General features: G+C 39.8%; 14 protein-coding genes. 5 read left to right on the top strand and 9 right to left on the bottom strand.

Annotated elements, in window-relative coordinates:
- Positions 1 to 2 precede the first annotated feature (2 nt).
- From PGLA_RS11970 to PGLA_RS11955, 4 genes are all read right to left on the bottom strand, one after another.
- Entirely contained in the window at positions 3 to 1,484 is a 1,482-nt protein-coding gene (locus PGLA_RS11970; protein ID WP_068532973.1) for a sugar ABC transporter ATP-binding protein, read from the bottom strand.
- 18 nt (positions 1,485 to 1,502) lie between these two features.
- A complete protein-coding gene (gene rbsD / locus PGLA_RS11965) occupies positions 1,503 to 1,901 on the bottom strand; it encodes a D-ribose pyranase (protein WP_068532970.1) in 399 nt (132 codons plus the stop codon).
- A 2-nt stretch (positions 1,902 to 1,903) separates the two neighbouring features.
- Positions 1,904 to 2,782, bottom strand: a complete 879-nt coding sequence (gene rbsK / locus PGLA_RS11960) for a ribokinase (RefSeq protein WP_068532966.1) — start codon at positions 2,780 to 2,782, stop codon at positions 1,904 to 1,906.
- Positions 2,783 to 2,896: 114 nt separating this feature from the next.
- Positions 2,897 to 3,877 carry a LacI family DNA-binding transcriptional regulator gene (locus PGLA_RS11955; protein WP_068532963.1) on the bottom strand — a complete coding sequence of 327 codons (981 nt, stop codon included), beginning with the start codon at positions 3,875 to 3,877 and terminating at the stop codon, positions 2,897 to 2,899.
- 226 nt (positions 3,878 to 4,103) lie between these two features.
- On the opposite strand from PGLA_RS11955, the gene PGLA_RS11950 reads away from it, so the two are divergent.
- Positions 4,104 to 4,880 (top strand): 3'-5' exonuclease, encoded by a 777-nt coding sequence (locus PGLA_RS11950; RefSeq protein WP_068532960.1) that lies wholly within the window; start codon positions 4,104 to 4,106, stop codon positions 4,878 to 4,880.
- 171 nt (positions 4,881 to 5,051) lie between these two features.
- Here PGLA_RS11950 and PGLA_RS11945 read toward each other — a convergent pair whose 3' ends face one another.
- Positions 5,052 to 5,513, bottom strand: coding sequence for a DUF6985 domain-containing protein (locus PGLA_RS11945; RefSeq protein ID WP_068532958.1), 462 nt, complete (start codon positions 5,511 to 5,513; stop codon positions 5,052 to 5,054).
- Between the two features lie 506 nt (positions 5,514 to 6,019).
- On the opposite strand from PGLA_RS11945, the gene PGLA_RS11940 reads away from it, so the two are divergent.
- The gene (locus tag PGLA_RS11940; RefSeq protein WP_068532955.1) at positions 6,020 to 10,615 is read left to right on the top strand and encodes a S8 family serine peptidase; all 4,596 of its coding nucleotides are present in this window, start codon (positions 6,020 to 6,022) and stop codon (positions 10,613 to 10,615) included.
- 376 nt (positions 10,616 to 10,991) lie between these two features.
- Here PGLA_RS11940 and PGLA_RS11935 read toward each other — a convergent pair whose 3' ends face one another.
- Complete coding sequence (locus PGLA_RS11935; RefSeq protein ID WP_068532952.1) at positions 10,992 to 12,587, bottom strand: amidohydrolase; 1,596 nt, start codon at positions 12,585 to 12,587, stop codon at positions 10,992 to 10,994.
- 456 nt (positions 12,588 to 13,043) lie between these two features.
- Between PGLA_RS11935 and PGLA_RS11930 the strand changes: the two genes are divergently transcribed.
- Positions 13,044 to 13,643, top strand: a complete 600-nt coding sequence (locus PGLA_RS11930) for a hypothetical protein (protein ID WP_068532949.1) — start codon at positions 13,044 to 13,046, stop codon at positions 13,641 to 13,643.
- A gap of 90 nt (positions 13,644 to 13,733) precedes the next feature.
- Here the strand turns inward: PGLA_RS11930 and PGLA_RS11925 are convergent, their stop codons facing one another.
- The gene (locus tag PGLA_RS11925) at positions 13,734 to 14,483 is read right to left on the bottom strand and encodes an aldo/keto reductase (protein WP_068532945.1); all 750 of its coding nucleotides are present in this window, start codon (positions 14,481 to 14,483) and stop codon (positions 13,734 to 13,736) included.
- Positions 14,484 to 14,664: 181 nt separating this feature from the next.
- On the opposite strand from PGLA_RS11925, the gene PGLA_RS11920 reads away from it, so the two are divergent.
- Positions 14,665 to 15,342 (top strand): spermine/spermidine synthase domain-containing protein, encoded by a 678-nt coding sequence (locus tag PGLA_RS11920; RefSeq protein ID WP_068532942.1) that lies wholly within the window; start codon positions 14,665 to 14,667, stop codon positions 15,340 to 15,342.
- Here the strand turns inward: PGLA_RS11920 and PGLA_RS11915 are convergent.
- Entirely contained in the window at positions 15,339 to 15,848 is a 510-nt protein-coding gene (locus PGLA_RS11915) for a GNAT family N-acetyltransferase (protein ID WP_245699823.1), read from the bottom strand. The genes PGLA_RS11920 and PGLA_RS11915 overlap by 4 nt on opposite strands.
- Before the next feature lie 124 nt (positions 15,849 to 15,972).
- Here PGLA_RS11915 and xerS point away from each other — a divergent pair, with 124 nt between their 5' ends.
- Positions 15,973 to 17,058 carry a tyrosine recombinase XerS gene (gene xerS / locus PGLA_RS11910; protein ID WP_068532937.1) on the top strand — a complete coding sequence of 362 codons (1,086 nt, stop codon included), beginning with the start codon at positions 15,973 to 15,975 and terminating at the stop codon, positions 17,056 to 17,058.
- 139 nt (positions 17,059 to 17,197) lie between these two features.
- Here the strand turns inward: xerS and PGLA_RS11905 are convergent, their stop codons facing one another.
- On the bottom strand, positions 17,198 to 17,758 hold the full coding sequence (locus PGLA_RS11905) for a hypothetical protein (protein ID WP_068532934.1): 561 nt from the start codon (positions 17,756 to 17,758) through the stop codon (positions 17,198 to 17,200).
- Positions 17,759 to 17,950: the final 192 nt, after the last annotated feature.

Below are 17,950 nucleotides of genomic sequence, written 5' to 3'. Positions count from 1 at the left end.
AACTATTGTCCCCCTGTAGCTAACGTCATAATGTTCTCTTGCGTAGCTTCCTGTTGTGAAACTTCACCACTGATTTTCCCTTCATGAACGACGATGATTCGGTCACTCATCCCTAATACTTCCGGGAGTTCAGAGGATACCATAATAATCGCGACACCACGTTCCGTTAATTCATTCATGAGTTGATATATTTCTCGTTTTGCCCCAACATCAACCCCACGCGTCGGTTCATCCAAAATGAGAACACTTAGCCCAATGCCGATCCATTTCGCGATAACCACTTTCTGTTGATTACCCCCAGATAGATTGCGAACTAATGTTGCGGAGGACTGTGTCTTGATCTGCAAACGTTGAATAAGAATGTCTACAAATTCTTGTTCTTTCTTATCAATGATTAATCCTTTGGGTGCGAAACTATACAGGTTCGTAAGTACCATATTGTCTCGAATAGAGAAATCAAGTACTAAGCCTTCATCTTTACGATCTTCTGTAACAAATCCTATGCCAGCCTTCATAGCATCATCAGGATTACGGATCGAAACCTTTTCGCCTCGGACCCAGATCTCACCTTGGTCTAATGAATCTAATCCGAATATCGTTCTCATCATTTCTGTACGTCCAGATCCCATTAATCCAGAGAATCCTATAATTTCGCCAGTCCGCACTGAGAAATTCACATCTTTGAATTGGCCCTTTTTAGAAGCATTTTTGACTTCAAGCACAACTTTTCCCGGATTTGATGTACGTTCAGGGTAACGGTCTGTGATTTCTCTACCAACCATCTTTTTGACTACATCGTCAAAATTAGTATCTGGAATAGCCTTTGTATCTACTGTCTTCCCATCTCGCATCACAGTGATTCGATCACATATCGCAAAAATCTCTTCCATCCGATGAGAAATATAGACGATCGAGACGCCTTCTTTTTTTAGTGAAGCAATGACTTCGAACAACTTCTGGATTTCTCTCTCTGTTAATGCAGCCGTAGGCTCGTCCATTACGATCACTTTGGCATGTGTCATTAAAGCTTTGGCAATCTCAATCATTTGCTTCTCACCAACAGAACATTCGCCTGCTTCACGATTCAAAGGAATCGTAACGGAGAGTTTTCGAAATTGTTCATTTGCTAACGCTTTCATTTCATTCATATTTAACAATCCAAATTTAGATGTCCGCTCCTTACCAATGAACAAATTATCTAGCACGGTCATATCCGGCCACACATTAAGCTCTTGATGAATAAAAGCGATCCCACTTCGTTCCGCCTCTTTCGGATTTGCAAAGTACGTTTCCTGACCATCTATTACGATCGTTCCTTGATCACGCTGGTGGAGTCCAATCAGAATGTTCATCAGCGTAGATTTACCAGCTCCATTCTCACCCATGAGGGCATGAACTTCACCAGCCTTAAGCTCAAAGTCCACACCCGTCAGTACACGGTTAGCACCAAAGGACTTATGAATACCTTGCATTGTAATGTGCATAATCGTAGATCCCCCTCATTAACCGAAATAGACACCGGCTTGTAAAATGCAGTTCGCGTAAGGTTTAGCCTCGCCCGTACGAATGATAACTTTGGCATTGTGGGTTAGTAACTTGAATTGCTCATGTGAAACGTCATCTATAGGTATTTCCTTGAATTTGTGATTTAAGTATTGCGATGTTTCTACGTTGGCAGAAGCTAACTCCTTGGCTACGATCACTTTTTCAATGACCATGTCCTCTGTGATCATATCGACAACATCTTGAAAGCTAGGAACGCCAAGTGTAAGTGCCAAATCAATCTTAGGAACACCTGCGGGAACGGGAAGACCAACATCGGCAATGACAATGGTATCGGTATGGCCTAAGTCAGTTAATATTTTGCAAATATGACTGTTCAATGTCCCATGTTTCTTCATAACTAGAGGCTCCCCTCTACTTCTGCACGTGTTGGCATACCACCTTGAGCACCGAATTTTGTAACGGATAAGGAAGCAGCTCGATTACCGAACTTCACACTATCCTGCAATGATTTCCCTTCAGCCAGTGCGACGGCAAATGCTGCATTAAAAGTATCTCCAGCTCCAGTCGTATCTATAGCATCTACTTTATAAGCGGGAACAAGGACTTCTTGCTCTCCATCGTAAAAGCGTACGCCATTACTGCCTTCCGTAATAAATAGCTTGTTAGGATATTTCCGTAATGCCTCTGTTGTACTCATTCCAGTAAATAAAACGGAACATTCATGTTCATTCGGAGTCAAATAGCTGGCATTCTCTATAATCGAGTCACTGATGGGACGTGCGGGAGCAGGATTAAGCAACATCGGTACATTGAATTCACGACAAATGTCACTCACATAGGATACTGTTTCTTCGGGTATCTCTTGTTGTATGAGTACGATATCCGCAACTCGGATAGTATCAAGTGCTTTCTCTACAAAAGCAGGAGTAACATGATCGTTTGCGCCTTTTACGACAATAATACTGTTATCGCCTTCAGCTAAAATGATATGCGCTGTTCCACTTTCCACACCTGTAACCGGTTCCACATACGCTGTAAGAACACCATTGGATTTGAAATTATCCAATAAAGCTTTACCATAATAATCGTCACCTATGCACCCGATCATTGTAACTTCAGAACCGAGACGAGCCGCTGCAACAGCTTGATTTGCTCCCTTACCTCCGGGAACTGTTTTGAAGCTTTCTCCAAGAACAGTCTCCCCAGCAGAAGGACGCTTCAATGAAGTCACTACCAAATCCATTGCACTACTTCCGATCACACAAATCTTAGCCATAGTTATCAACCTTTCTAATGATATTATCTATATAGATTGAACTAAAGTTTGCGTTCACAAGTTCAATCATTCCTAAAGAGAATCATGAATATGGGAGTTCGTCTTTAGTTCAATCTATATAATTGTTCTAGTCGTTTCCCGTTCTACGAAGCTTACGGGTAATTGAATGATTGAATCCTCTACCTTATCTTGTTCAATCAGCCTAATTAATAACCCAGCTGCTTCACGACCCATATCATACGCCGGTTGGCGAATGGTGGATAACGAAGGAGATAACAAGCTACTTAGAGGGGTATCATCATATCCGATAATCTGCACATCTTGTGGAACTGCTTTGCCTAAACGATGTGCTTCTTGAAGGATTGCTGTCGCCACGATATCGTTACTCGCAATGACACCATCCGTATCCGTATGTTTATCGAACAATTCCTTGGCCCATTTCCCAGCTTCTCCGTATGAAAAAGATGACGTCTGGATCACATCGTAAGTCATTCCCAATTCTTCGAGTACTTCTATCGCACCTTGAAACCGATCTTGGGCTGGTTTGATATGTGCCGGACCTTGTAATATAGTAATTCGTTTACTTCCTCGCAAAATGATTTCACGAGCAGCGATACGTCCGCCTTCTCTACCATCTGCGTATACGGAAGGACTTTCATTAGAAGTACGATCAAGAAATACGATCGGAATTTTCAATTTATGATAAGTATCGCTGTCTGGGAAATTGGTTGATGAAATGACTCCGATGACATTATTTTGCACAAAAGTTCGAATGTAATCCAATTCTTTATCTTCATTCTCATCGCTATTCCCAAATATTAACCGATAACCATTCTCTTGCAACAGATCCTCTACCCCTCGTGCTAACTGCGGAAAAAAGGGATTGGTAATGTCAGGCAATAGTAGACCGATTAATTTAGATTTCCGTTTATATAAAGAACGAGCTACTTCATTTGGTGAATAATTCATCACATTAATCGCTTCTTCTACCTTTTTACGCGTATCTACATTGACATAACCTGATTCATTGATGACTCGTGAAACAGTAGCCACTGACACGCCAGCAATTTTTGCGATATCTTTTATTGTTGTCATTCGTATTTTCATCTCCAAGTGTGTAACCGGTTACATTCGTTACTTTATTAAATTATCACATATTCATTTCATTTACAAGTTTTTATTAATTGGAACTATTAAATTGCTAATATGGTCCGCTGTTGTCTTCCTCTACTTCTTCTTATCATCGTTATAACTGATTAACCATAGACACTACCTATTCTCCCTGATAAAATAGAACAAGTTATAGAACGGAGGCACCATTGTGGATTATGTTATTTTAGATATTGAATTCAATGGCCGCAAATTTGCAAGCGACCTACCCATGGAAGTGATCGAGATTGGTGCTGTCCGATTGGACTCACAATTGCGTGTTGTGGATGAATTCTCTGCATTAATAAAACCCGTATATTTCTCTAAGCTAAATTCCTTTATTAAGAAGAAAACAGGAATTCCTCAAGAAGATATTGATCAAGCAGCTGGATTTCGAAAAGTCATTACTGACTTTATGAACTGGTTAAATCGTAGCAAATCCTTCCTTCTGTTCACATGGGGCGGCGAGGATTTAAAAAGAATTATATATGATACGCGTATGCACAAGATGGACGATGCTTTCTGGATGGCAGCCAACTACTTCGATTTATTGAAGGGTTATATACGTTATAAGAATGTTACGAATGATGTTAGTGTCGAAGGCGCTCTGCTAGATCTCAATATTGCTCCCTCAGGATCCGCACATCGTGCATTAGATGACGCCAAAATGACTTCTGAGGTATTCCGGGCTATATTCGATAAGTTAGACTTCGAACACACGCAACAGTTCAAAGATGTATATTCCAATGCGAAAGAACGAAGATTGGTTAAGAACTCGATCCGTTCGATGACATTGCAAAAAATACCGCTCACTTGGGAAAACCTCTTTGAACGATATCTTTTAAATAAGACATCTCTTGAAGATCCAAGAAAGCTTACAGAGTTACAAGAATATTTCAACATTGAGATTACGAAGATGCAGCAGTCGGCAGCGATCTCTGCGAAATAGTTATATGTTAAAAACCACTATGGGAGAGAATTCCATCGTGGTTTTTTTCTAATTTACAAGAATATCCGAGTAGACTAAAGCTACCCAATTTATCTATAACGTACTGCATGCAACTCTGGATTTACCTGTCTTGATGTGGTAAAGATCAGCCAATGTTCTGTGAGTAACGGTTTAGGCATAGTTCCATTCATCCTTTTCCGTATAATCACCCCACGGATCTTCACCGTTATAAGCACCTACATACAAAACCTTATCGTCTCTAACAATCCATTGCATGCCATGTTCTTCTTCCCATGTACAATTCAGTTCCATATCAATGACGGGCTTATCGCCCTGCTCGGGAGCGGAAATGTTTAGACTACTTGGATAAATAGATTTAAATACATCTCTAGCATTTTCAAAAACCTGCGCCTCTTCACCTATCATATCTAGGAACGCATTACAATATCGAATAGAAGCTTCGGATAATCCGTCGATCACATCATCAGGGAGTGCATTTAGATAATTAGCACATTTCTCAACATAATTCATGTCTACCTCATCCGCAGAGAAGCTTATATATTTATTGAAAATCTTAAAATAAACCTCCCCTTCTAATCCACCGTCAACGTTCTTTATATTTCTTAGTAACATAATACCGCTCCTTTCTTCATTTTGAAAAAAATAGATTCTTATCTTTTATAGTAGATTTCTATCCTGCATATTCGAATCCTCTTTTAAAATATATATTATCATCTTATGCTCGTTGTATAGCTCATGAATCGGATTCAAATAAGGATCTACTCCTCTTAATTCCTCATATTTTAATATATTTCGATATTCAACTAAGAATCTGGATATAAGTAGAAACACCTATATATTCACCCTATGAACAAGTTTTATTACGAAACACTTCGACTTATGCCGACGCCACACACTCTAAACTCCCTTATTACGACACGAATATCCGACGTGATCTTTAAAAACCCATAAATTAACAACTAGTTCTAAGGTCTCATATCAAGGGATTGTAAATTCTGTAAAATATAATATATAATTAACATTTTTTCATTTTTTTAATATAAAGGAGGATTAGGGGTACTCGATAAATATATTGTAAATTCAAACACAATTTCACTTATGATGAGGGAGGCTTTATTTTGAAAAAGGGTACAAGTATAATTCGTAGTTATTTCATATTCTTACTTAGTATATTACTGGTACTAGGGATTGGATTCTCCAATGTCTCGTATGCTATTGATGTTGAAGACTCTTCAAAGGTTAATGTACCCGTTCAATCAACACTCAAACCTCTTGGTAATTTAGACATTAAGGATCGGGTAAAACTACCAAAGCTCAAAAACCTTGAAACTTTTGGTCTTAATGCACAATCAAATTCAGAGTCTCCGCAAAATTATGTACTAGAGTCCGATAGTGATGAGCCTATTACGGTAATCGTGGAACTAGATACTGAACCAACAACGGTTTATGAAGCTACGGTTCCATCTGGAGCTAGATCTAGTCTATCTAGTCATACAAATGCGCTACGTAAGGAACATTCAGATTTCAAATCTGCGGTCAAAAGTAAATCTATCGCACAATTTAACCGCGAATACACGAAAGTATTTAATGGATACTCCATCACACTTCCTGCAAATCAAGTTGATCAATTACTTGATCTTCCAGGTGTTAAATCCATTTACCCTAACGATGAGTATCATGCGCTAGATATCGTTCAGTCAGAAGGGTTCACACCTTCCATGGATGTGAGTGCACCTTTCATTGGCGCAGATAAGATGTGGGATTCAGGTTATACCGGTAAAGGTATCAAGGTTGCTGTTATTGATACAGGAATTGACTACAATCATCCTAGTTTGAAAGATGCTTATAAAGACGGTTACGACTTTGTAGATGATGATAGCGATCCTATGGAAACCTTACCAGATGCAACGAAACCAATAAAAAATGGTAACACATATGATACATCTCACGGCACTCACGTCTCCGGTACAATTGTAGGACAAGGTGATCCTGAACATCCTGATGCAGGTAAAGGCTGGGTTAGGGGGGTTGCTCCTGGGGCTGATCTATATGTATATCGTGTTCTCGGACCTTATGGTACAGGAACAACAGAAAATATTATTGCAGCCATTGAGAAATCCATTGTCGACGGAATGAATGTTATCAATCTATCTCTTGGATCGAAACTTAATAATCAGTATAGCGCCGCTTCTAAGGCAGCAGATAACGCTTCACTCGCTGGTGTTACCGTTGTTCTAGCAAATGGTAATAACGGACCTAATGCGAGCACGGTAGGAAGTCCGGCATCTGCTCAATTAGCTATTTCTGTAGGAGCCTCCTCTCCTCCTGTGCATACACCCGTTTTCGAATCAACACAGGTAGGTCGAATTTATGCACAACTCGCAACTTACGCTCCAGAGTTAACACCAGTAGGTCAAGATCTAGATCTGGTCTATGCTAATCTTGGTTCAAAAGAAGATTATAAGAATTTAGATGTTACGGGTAAAACCGTTCTCGTATCTCGTGGCGTTCTTTCTTTTGGTGATAAGGCAATTAATGCCACTGCAGCTGGAGCAAAGGCTCTTATTATTCATAATAATACAGCTGGCGAAATCGCTGCTCAATTGGGTGCACCAGGAAATTATGTCCCAACTTATACGATTAATCAAGCAAACGGGCTTGCATTAAAAGATGAAATAACGAGTGGGAATACTCACATTACATTTTCAATGATTGATGAACAAGATCTAATGGGAGATTTCAGCTCAAGAGGTCCTTCGTTGCCTTCCTATTCTATTAAACCAGACCTTTCTGCTCCAGGTGTTGGTATCCGTTCTTCTATTCCTTCTTATACAGGTGACTATACTGATGCATATGAAGATCTACAGGGTACGAGTATGGCTGCTCCTCATATTGCAGGTGCAGTGGCTTTAATGCTTGAGAAGACAGCAGATGATAATCTAGACTTAAATCCAGATCAGATTAAATCACTACTAGCTAACAACTCGGTTCCTATTAAGAATCGCCAAGGCGAACCTTACGCAGTTAATGAGCAAGGCGCTGGTCGTGTTAGTTTAGTTGAAAGTTCAAAAGCAGAGGCTATCGTTAAAGTAAAAGAACCACTGCCGAGTCAGCTTCAAGGCGATGCTAATGCAACATATTATACAAGCAGTGCTTCATTTGGCCAGCAAAGAGCAGGAAGCCATGACTCCAAGCTCATCACGATTGATAACATTGGTAATTCTGAGCAACAATACGATATTAAATTGGATTGGTATAACAACAATGGGGTCATCGTGAACCCTGATGTGAACACATTAAATCTTAACCAAGGAACACCTAGCAATTCGTTCAACCTTGAATTAGATATCCCGGCAAATACTCCAGATGGTGAATATGATGGGCAAGTTGTTCTTACACAAAAAGGAAATGGTCATCAACTAAGAGTTCCATTTGCTGTTTTTGTAGGACGAAGCTATGATCGCGATGAGATTACAGACATCGACTTTTCCGAAGTTGTGTTTTCTCCTAATGGGGATAGTATCGTAGATACAACAGATATCTCATTTGCTGTTAATGAACCGTTAGATAACTTCTTTTTCATTGTTTACGACGGAAACACTGGTGCTCCCCTTGGATATACTTATTACTCACCGGACGTAAAGCCGATTCATGAAGTGGATTATCACAAATTCACATGGGATGGCACAATCTTCGATTTAGTTAATGATGCTAAAATATCGTTAACTGATGGTTATTACATCATTGCGCCAGCCCTCTTGGATACAAGTGAAATATTAGATGAATCTGCTTATGGATTCCTCGTTGACCTAAGTGCACCTGAAATCGACCTAGATAGCGTAACCCTTATTCCTAATACAGTTCAACCTGAAATAGGTACGATATCTGGAGATATAATTGATGATTTACAGTTTCAATTGATTGACCCAAATACACTCTTGTCAGAATTAGTCTCAGTAGGCGCTGTTATTGAGACCTCCGATGGATTGCAGCAAGTGAATGGTACTGTTGATGAGGATGGTCATTTCGAAATAGATGTACCCCTTCAACAAGGTGATACCAAGTATTACTTATTTGTATATGATTCGACTGGGAATGGCTTACGGACCCCAGCCAAAGTCATTCAATATCCCATCGTTCCGGACAGTAGTCAAGTGAACTTATCCGCTTCTAAGAAAGAAGTTCTTGTAGGAGAATCATTTGATGTTAACGTTAATTACGATGTGACAGAAGCTGTCTACTCAGCAGCATTTAAATTGACATTCGACTCCCAACTCGCTTTGAAAAAAGTTACTTCAACAGTTACCAACGATGTTTATACTGATGCAGACTTCTCACTACTAGACATCACCGATGTAGCCGGAACGGATAAGAAACAATTAAAATATAAAGTGTCTCTTCCGAATGGCGGAACTCAAGGTTCATTAGTACAGCTTACATTCGTTGGATCAAAACAAGGAACGTATCCCACTAGCATTTCAAATGTTGCACTACTAGATGTTAATAATATACCAGTCCAAGTATATGGTTTATCGCCAGCTGTAGTTAAAGTAACTAAACCGAAACAACCGGATCCAGATGGTTCAGGTTCAGGCTCAACATCACCATCCTATTCAACCAATGTTAATACTTCACCAACACCTAAGACACTGAAATTCAAACAAGGCTCCGTCGTTGAATCCGATAAGAGTGGGAAACATAATGCGGTCTTTACCGTAGCCGCCTCTGTTATTACTGAACAACTCAAGAAAGCAGATGCTAAAGTAGTTACATTAGATATTAGTGATGTTCCGGTAGATAGCTATGACACATTTAATGTTCATATGGATAGCCCCTTAGTGACTCAACTACAAACCGCAAAGAAAGATCTAGTCATTGTTGGAAAAGGCTTTGAAATTACAATTCCTTATCTATCCATCGCTAATTTCACTTCAAAAGATGGATTCAATCTATCTCTTTCTTTTGCAAAAGCAGATAGTAGTAAATCGATCAAAGCACCTGAGGGAGGAACCGCTAAGCTAACTTCCCCTGTCCTCACAATTCATGAAGCATTAACTAAGCTTACTGCACCAATCAAGATCACACTAAATCTTGATAAAGCGAACTACACTGATCTTCTCAAAGTGGGTGCATATTCCCTTTCATCAAGTAATGTCTGGACACATATGGGAGCTGGAAATCATAGCACATCCACTTCCATTTCGTTCTCTACGACAACGTTGGGATCTTTTACATCAGCAGAAGTACAAAAAAGCTTTACAGATGTACTAACTCATTGGGCTAAACATGAAATCGAAATTTTAGCGTCTCAGTTCTTAGTCACAGGGAAAGGCACAACAAGTACATTCAAGCCAAATGATCAAGTCAATCAAGCTGAATTCAAGACGATTCTTGATCGACTACTATCTTCAACTTCAACTTGGGCAGATCGAATCGCAGAACAAGGAGCCCGAGGTAATATAACACGTGAGCAAGCTGCAATACTTCTTGCTAGTGCACTTCGTGGGGATTCTAAGGATGCAACTGTAACTGAGCTTGTTTTCCAAGATACTGCAAGTATTTCTAGTAAAGCTCTCGAAGCCGTTGCCTTCGTAACTAGTAAAGGTTACCTTAAGGGAGATCCTAACCAGAACTTTAATCCAAAGGGTAAACTTACTCGAGCAGAAGTTGCTATCATCGCTTACAGAGTATTACTCGATTTACAAACGAAGTAGATGACGTTGCTATACTGATTGGTTTATGTAATGTAAAAAACGATCACTTCCCGGCCTCATATTCCGGTGGGTGATCGTTTTTTCGAATTATCATTAACTCGAGTCATCCCCTTGATATTTGAAAGGATATTTAGGATGATTCCCTTTAGTCAAATAGATACAACAATATGATGTATCTATGAGGATGAACTAGATGTAAGTTTGATAATGTAGTTCTGTTGTGAATTTTTCATATGATGAAATTTTATAATTATAAGGAAAAAGAAGACTCTCCTCGATCAATTTAATCTAAGAGAGCGTCGCAATTGTAGGGTCTATTTATAAGGTGTTTTTGTTGGTTCTACTTGGTTTGAATTAACGCAATAACAACTCTTCTTTAATCCCTCTGATATACGATGCATTCGTCAATCACGGTCATAGCTATTCCCTCTTTTAACCACGTATTTGGTGTATTGAGAAAAGGATCTATTTTCAAAATTGTGAAATCCGCTACAAAGCCTTCCCGTATCATTCCCCGGTCATGCTCATGCCCGCTCGCATAGGCACTTCCTGTCGTGTACAAGGATATAGCGTCGAACACACTTAAACGTTCATCTGGTTGATAGACAGTTTGCGTCAGATCAACTGAATTCATCCTAGTAACAGCCGTATACATTCCTAGAAGCGGTGAGACTTGTTCAATCGGTGCATCCGATCCCCCTGCACAATGGAGCCCAGCGACGAACATCGTTTGCCAAGCGTACATATGTAGGTCCGTATCTACACTTATTCGCTCCATCACCCATGGGTAATCAGATGACACAAAGCTTGGTTGAATATCAATCACGATCGGTAAGTTCTTCATTCGCTCAAGCGATTCTTGACTTAACAATTGTCCGTGAATCAATCGATCTCTTGTTCCTTCACATGCTGAGTACCGTTCAATCACTTCTAGGACCTTCTCCGCAGCTAAATCCCCGATCGCATGAACTGCAATTGGTAATCCATATGATCGTGCTTTTTGAACCAACTCACTGAGTTCCTCATCGGTATGAATCGCTATTCCATGGCTGTTAGGATCATCCGCATAGGTGCCACTTAACAGTGCTGTTCGACCACCTAATGCGCCATCTACGAAGATTTTCATCGCTCCACATTCCAAAAATGGTGAATCTATGTTCATGGCTAGTTCCGCGTTCCTCCACTCATCCACTACCATATGGTGTACAAGTAAGTGAGTTCTAAATTTCATAGGCTCTTCGTGAATAACGTGATTGAACGCGCTTATCGTTCTCGTGTAGCTCCCATAATAACTTAAATCTTCTGTATGAGCACCGACTAGCCCCTGACTCCAAGCATGTTGGATAGCTAATTTCAACGCTTCTTGTAGATACGTTTCCGATGCAGCAGGAACAGCATGAAGGATGATGTCTTGAGCATTCTCTTTAAAAATGCCATCGTGCGTCATACTGTCAGTTGTTGTTACACCATCCGTATTTGTTGTCTGCATACCCACTATCTGTGCCGCTTCCATCGCACGTGTATTCACCACTAATACATGTCGACAAATGCGCCTTAACATGACAGGGTGATGTGGGGCAACTTCATCTAGAAGTTCTCTCGTTATATGGCTAGTATCCATCCAACGGTTCTCATTCCATCCTTCAGCAATAATCCAAGACCCTTCAGGCATCAAGTCAACGCGATCCGCGACAGCTTGAAGCACCTCCTCTCTGCTGTTCATACTGGACAGATCTAACTTAAGAAAGGTTTCTCCAAGTCCAATTAGATGCATATGACTATCCACAAATCCTGGAAACATCGTATTCCCTTGCAGATCAATGACTTCATCGATATAATCTTGGAATCTACTCTCTAATTCTTCTTTGGTACCTGTAGCAATGATCGTGCCATGCTCGGTATAGACAGCCTGTACGATATGCTCTTTGTGTTCCATCGTATAGATGGTTCCGTTACACCAGATCTTACCCATGATCTATCTCCTTACCTGATATTTATTTGTTATTTAATATAGGATTATAGACATCCAGTGTCAAATAACGTCAAATTAACGGAAAATATGTTAATAACGAGAACTAAGTCAGTAACATTTCCAGGAGAATCAACAGTTACTATTTTTATTGACTAGAACACTTTTTGATTTTATATACCTTTTTTTCTTAAATCGTTGTGATTAGATACATGAGAAAGGTAAATTTAAGCGATTGAGTAACAAAATATATGAATAGATATACTGTTATGAATTTTTCATATGATGAGTTTTTATCTAAGTAATCATTAAAAAGGTTGGCCTTCGGAACATAAGGACCAACCTTTTAAATTAGAGCAATCTACTGAATACCATTGTTAATTGTCGAATTCTATCGTGGATATATTTTCCTAATTCTGATAAACTAATTTTTGACAAAATACGTCTTACGGAGGGCTTATGAACACTTTTACTAAAGTAGCATCATCTATATTTATCGCAGCACTATTGATCACCGGTTGTTCTTCTAACAATGCAGATGAATCTGTGACCAAGGTAAACGATACTAAGGCAGAAGATACTACTAACGTGAACACGCTAACTACTGTTCCAGCAGCTAACCCAGCAAAAGAAGTCAAAGAGACAAAAAAACCAGTCAATGAGAAAGAGAAAAAGAAATTAACTACAGAGGAAGCATTAGCTTTGAAGTATGTTACGGTCTATTTGAATGGGACAGACATTGAGAAAAAGAAACTGTTCGTTCAAGAAGATGTCCATCCTGATATGCAAGCATTATTTCAAATGGCCCAATCTAATATTACCGACGAAAAAAAACGATTTGTGAATCCAGAGGTAGTTGAATCAATTCCATTCGAAAACAAAGGTAAAAAGGGATCATATGTTCTAATCCAATCAACAGATGGCACGGGAAAGACAAAAGAGATTATTATCTTAACAGCGGACGGAAAAATTGCTTTCGGTTATAACAATTCTAATAACGCAAACGAGCAAAAGAATTTTGATACGATTAGAGCGGCTTTTAAAACATCGAAGAAATAAATATCTTTTCTGTTTTGAAATTTTTTATCTGTTTCCACATAAAAAAGGTTGGCCTTTATATTCCTAAGGCCAACCTTTTTCAGTATAATACTATGTTTTCCCAACCCAATCCTCGTGTTCTACCTCCTTCCAACGAGCACGAATATCTTTGTATACGTCTTGAGCAAGAGCCCCCCGCTTGAGAAATTCAGCGTTCTTCTCCCAACGATCCGGATTATTTGTATCCACAATTGCCGTAGCTACACCTACTGTACTTAATGCGAAACGCAGAGTAATGTCGATGCTTTCCTCCATGTTCTCAAGGAAATCATAATTCAATTCCCGAAGTCGTTCCCAATAAACATAAGGATAGGCAGTTGTAGGTAATTCATCATACCGCCATAAAGCATCTGTCGTATCTCCGCTATAACCGATAAATCGTGTCTTACCTTGTTCGTTAGCGCGCTTAAGAACCTCAATAACATCACCTTGTCGTAACACTTCCTCTGAACAGCTATGTAAGTGAATGACATCCACATATTCCGTATTTAATCTTTTTAAGCTACGATCAATACTTTTCTCTAGAAGTACTGGGTCCCAATCTGGATAATCGAACCCCGCTGCATATCCACACTTCGTAAATAAATAGAAATCATCTCGACGGGAAGCCAATGCTCTGCCAAAGAATTCTTCACTTTGTACGTAATATTCGGCGGTATCTATCACATTCACACCCGTATCTAAAGCGCTGTTCAACATCTTGTCCACTTTATTGAAATCCTGCTCCATCCCAAACGCTGCACCGCCCAAGCCAAGAGCACTTACTTTCATTCCTGTCTGTCCGAATAACCGCTGTTCCATCTTGTAACCTCCTTCATCTTTCAACCCTTGTCTATCATATTAAAGCTCATACTCCATTAACCAACTCCGTCGGTAATCTATATTTCAACCAGAGTGCAATAGCAATGTCTCACGTCATTGACTTTCAAAAAAATCTAATCATAGAATTAAAGTGTAACTATCCTACTAGGAGATGAAGTCAATGAACCATTATGATTTACCACTTGAAGTGATAGAGAGACATGCCACACCTCGCGGTGAAATACAACTCCAACGAAGAGGCACATTCTTTGAAATCATTAGTAACGGTACTTTTCTGATGGCTACATATAATGGTGAATCAGAGCGACTACTCCTTCGTGAGCCATTGAAGCGCACATCACATCCAACGTCCGTTCTCATCGGTGGGCTTGGTGTTGGGTATTCTCTACAAGAAGCTCTTTCAGATCCCCGTGTAGAGAAAGTCACCGTTATTGAGATTGAAGATACAATCATAGAATGGAACCATACGATACTATCCACCGTCTCGGGAGGCGCTGTTAAACATCCCAAAGCTCGCATTGTGCATGCCGATTGCTTAGAGTGGCTTAGACAAAACGATGAACATTTTGACCTTATTTGCTTAGATATCGACAACGGTCCAGACTGGCACGTGTACGTTCAAAATGAGACTTTATACAGTAATTATGGTCTTGCCTTGTTAGCACGTCATCTTCAACCAGATGGATGCCTATCTTTCTGGAGTGCCACTTCTTCACCTGAATTCGTTACAAGCCTGAAGCAGCACTTCAAGGTGGTCGATGTACTCTATGTACCACAGGAACGTGGAGAGCCAGATGCTATTTTCCTAACACAACATCCTATTGTTCAAGCGGTTTAAGATTTGAAATACTGACTGAGGTTTCCGTTGTCTGAACGCGTCTTTTGTATGAAATCACCACGAGTGTAAGCACTGATCACCTTTTGCCAGAACGCTTGCGCCGTGGTGTTATTACTCACTTGAGTCACTTTCCAATTGCCTTTATAATGCTCAAAAAGCTCATTCGCCGCCCAAGTTCCTAACCCGCTCCGACGATACTTTTTCATAATAAAAAATTCCGTCATATAATAATCCCCCTCTAGAGGATTCTGAAGTTGTTCAATTAATGCAAATCCCGCTGGGTTGTTTAGGCACGTGATCAGATAAGCAAATCTGCCATCCCTGTTATTTAAATAGGTGTACAGATCTGGATAAGCATTGAACTTCCCGTTAGATGTGACATCCATATCCAAGTAGCTCGTGAAATCATACAAATAGAACTGCATTAAGTGATCGATAACTTCCTTACGTTCAGGGGGAACCAATTCCATCTTCATTTCCACAGTATCACTCCATTTTATTATCACTATATTACTTTATACACCCTTCTCGCAATGTATACCCTTACACAACACTTTACACGACTAAGACAACTCTCTTTTCCTATGGTAAAATAGTATTTAGAGTTCTAACCAACAAGGGGTGATGTCAGTGAATATTCAAAAGATAAGTGATCGCAATAGACTAGATGAAAAGGTTCTTGACATGCCTTGGTTCGTGCAGCAATTCATAGATTATAAGTTGCCTGATCTGTCGCCATCAACACTACTAGAATATATTCGTGATTACGAAACATTCTTCAATTGGTTACGAGGGGAGCTTCTCTCTGAAGCCGATCATAATAGAAAGATATCTCTGACGGAACTGGAAATGTTACGTATGGAGAATATCGTGAGCTACAGACTTTATCTGACGACTCGTCGTGAAGGTGCCAATGCTAAAGTCACGATCTCTCGTAAGCTTTCTTCCCTACGTTCGCTGTTTCATTACTTAAGCCAGATTGCCGAAGATGAAGAATTCTACCCGCTCCTGAAGCGGAATATTATGGCGAAAGTAGAAGTCAAACGCATTCACAAACCCAAGGACACCGCCGCTAAGTTAAAAGGTAAAATCCTTGAAGATGAAGAGTTACTTGAATTCATAGGATATATTCTCGAAGGTTATGGGGTAGACATTGCCAAGAATAAACAAGCCCTATACTCATATGCGCTAAACAAGGAACGAGATGCTTGTATCGCTAGCCTTATCCTAAATTCAGGACTACGTGTCTCTGAGGTTATTAATCTGAATATGGATGATCTGGATTTCAACAATAAAATGATATACATATTCCGAAAAGGTAATAATGATGAAACATACAAAACACCCGTCTATTTCCGTGAACAAGCGAAGGATGATTTAGCCCTTTACCTTAGTCTTAGACATGTACGATATCATGCTCCTAAGAAAGAAAAGGCCCTTTTTCTTACCGTACCTAACGGACAACAAGAAGGTAAACGAATGACGAAACGCGCCGTTCAAGCCATGATTATTAAATACGCTACACGCTTTGGCAAACCCTTCCTTACCGTTCATAAATTACGCCATTCTTTTGCCACTGACTACTATCTTCAGAATGATATCTATAAGACGAAAGAACAGTTAGGCCATGCGTCTACTGAGACGACCGAAGTATATGCGCATCTAACCGATAAGACGATGTCTGAAGCGATTGAACGCCGGGCGGAGTCCACGTAGCGTTTTAGCGTATACGACATATATTGTCAGAAATAATGTTAACTGTCTTATCCGCAAAAGATGGATTGAGTCATCAGAAATATATCTGATGCTCAATCCATTTTTAATTTTTGCATATCGGTTCAACATACTCTCAGAACTAGGATTGGCGAATAGAGAGACGTGCAGCTACACCAGCCGGATTATCTATCGTTCTACGGCCGCCAAAGTTAAAGGCTATAATAACAATGTCGTTCTGACCTCTTCGCAAAAAGCGCCGTACGTCAAAAGTACGTCCAGGATTAAAGAAAGAAACCGTAGCCTGTGGAGTATCATATACAACGAATCGTCCATTGATAAGCACGATGGCGTAATTATCTACAGACAGTAAAAGGCTTGCGTTTCGAACTCTTCTTCTTGATGAGAGTGTGAACTGTTTGGAGACAACGGCAACCTCAGCGCCCAGATCACGCGAACTCCAAACGTAACTTGCATCAGGAACCTGAACCCAAGCCGGATTTCTATCAATTTCCTGTGCATTAAACCAAGTATCATCCGTACCGATGACTACATTACGCTGGGTGATGATAATGTTATTTCCGGCTTTATTCTTATGGAACCGGGATAATTGCTTTCTATACATCACCATTGCAGTAGATCTTGTAATTTTCTTTACACTGCGCACCGCTTTTTTGGTAATTGAAGATTTTAGTACTCTCATTTAATCCTCTCCTATCAATTTTGGATATAACACATTCATATCCTATGATCGATATAAAAAAATGCTAGTACACCAGCCTTTCGTTAGACGAACTTAATCAAAAATGAGCTAAAATCTATAGATAGATGCAACTTCCCAATATGTTGGAACGTCTTAATAGAGCCTGGAAAGTAATATATAGGTGGTTACCTG

Origin of the sequence: Paenibacillus glacialis, from assembly GCF_001637205.1 — a bacterium.
In the GTDB taxonomy this organism is placed as follows: Bacteria; Bacillota; Bacilli; order Paenibacillales; family Paenibacillaceae; genus Paenibacillus_AQ; species Paenibacillus_AQ glacialis.
This window is presented reverse-complemented; position numbering and strand designations above follow the sequence as displayed.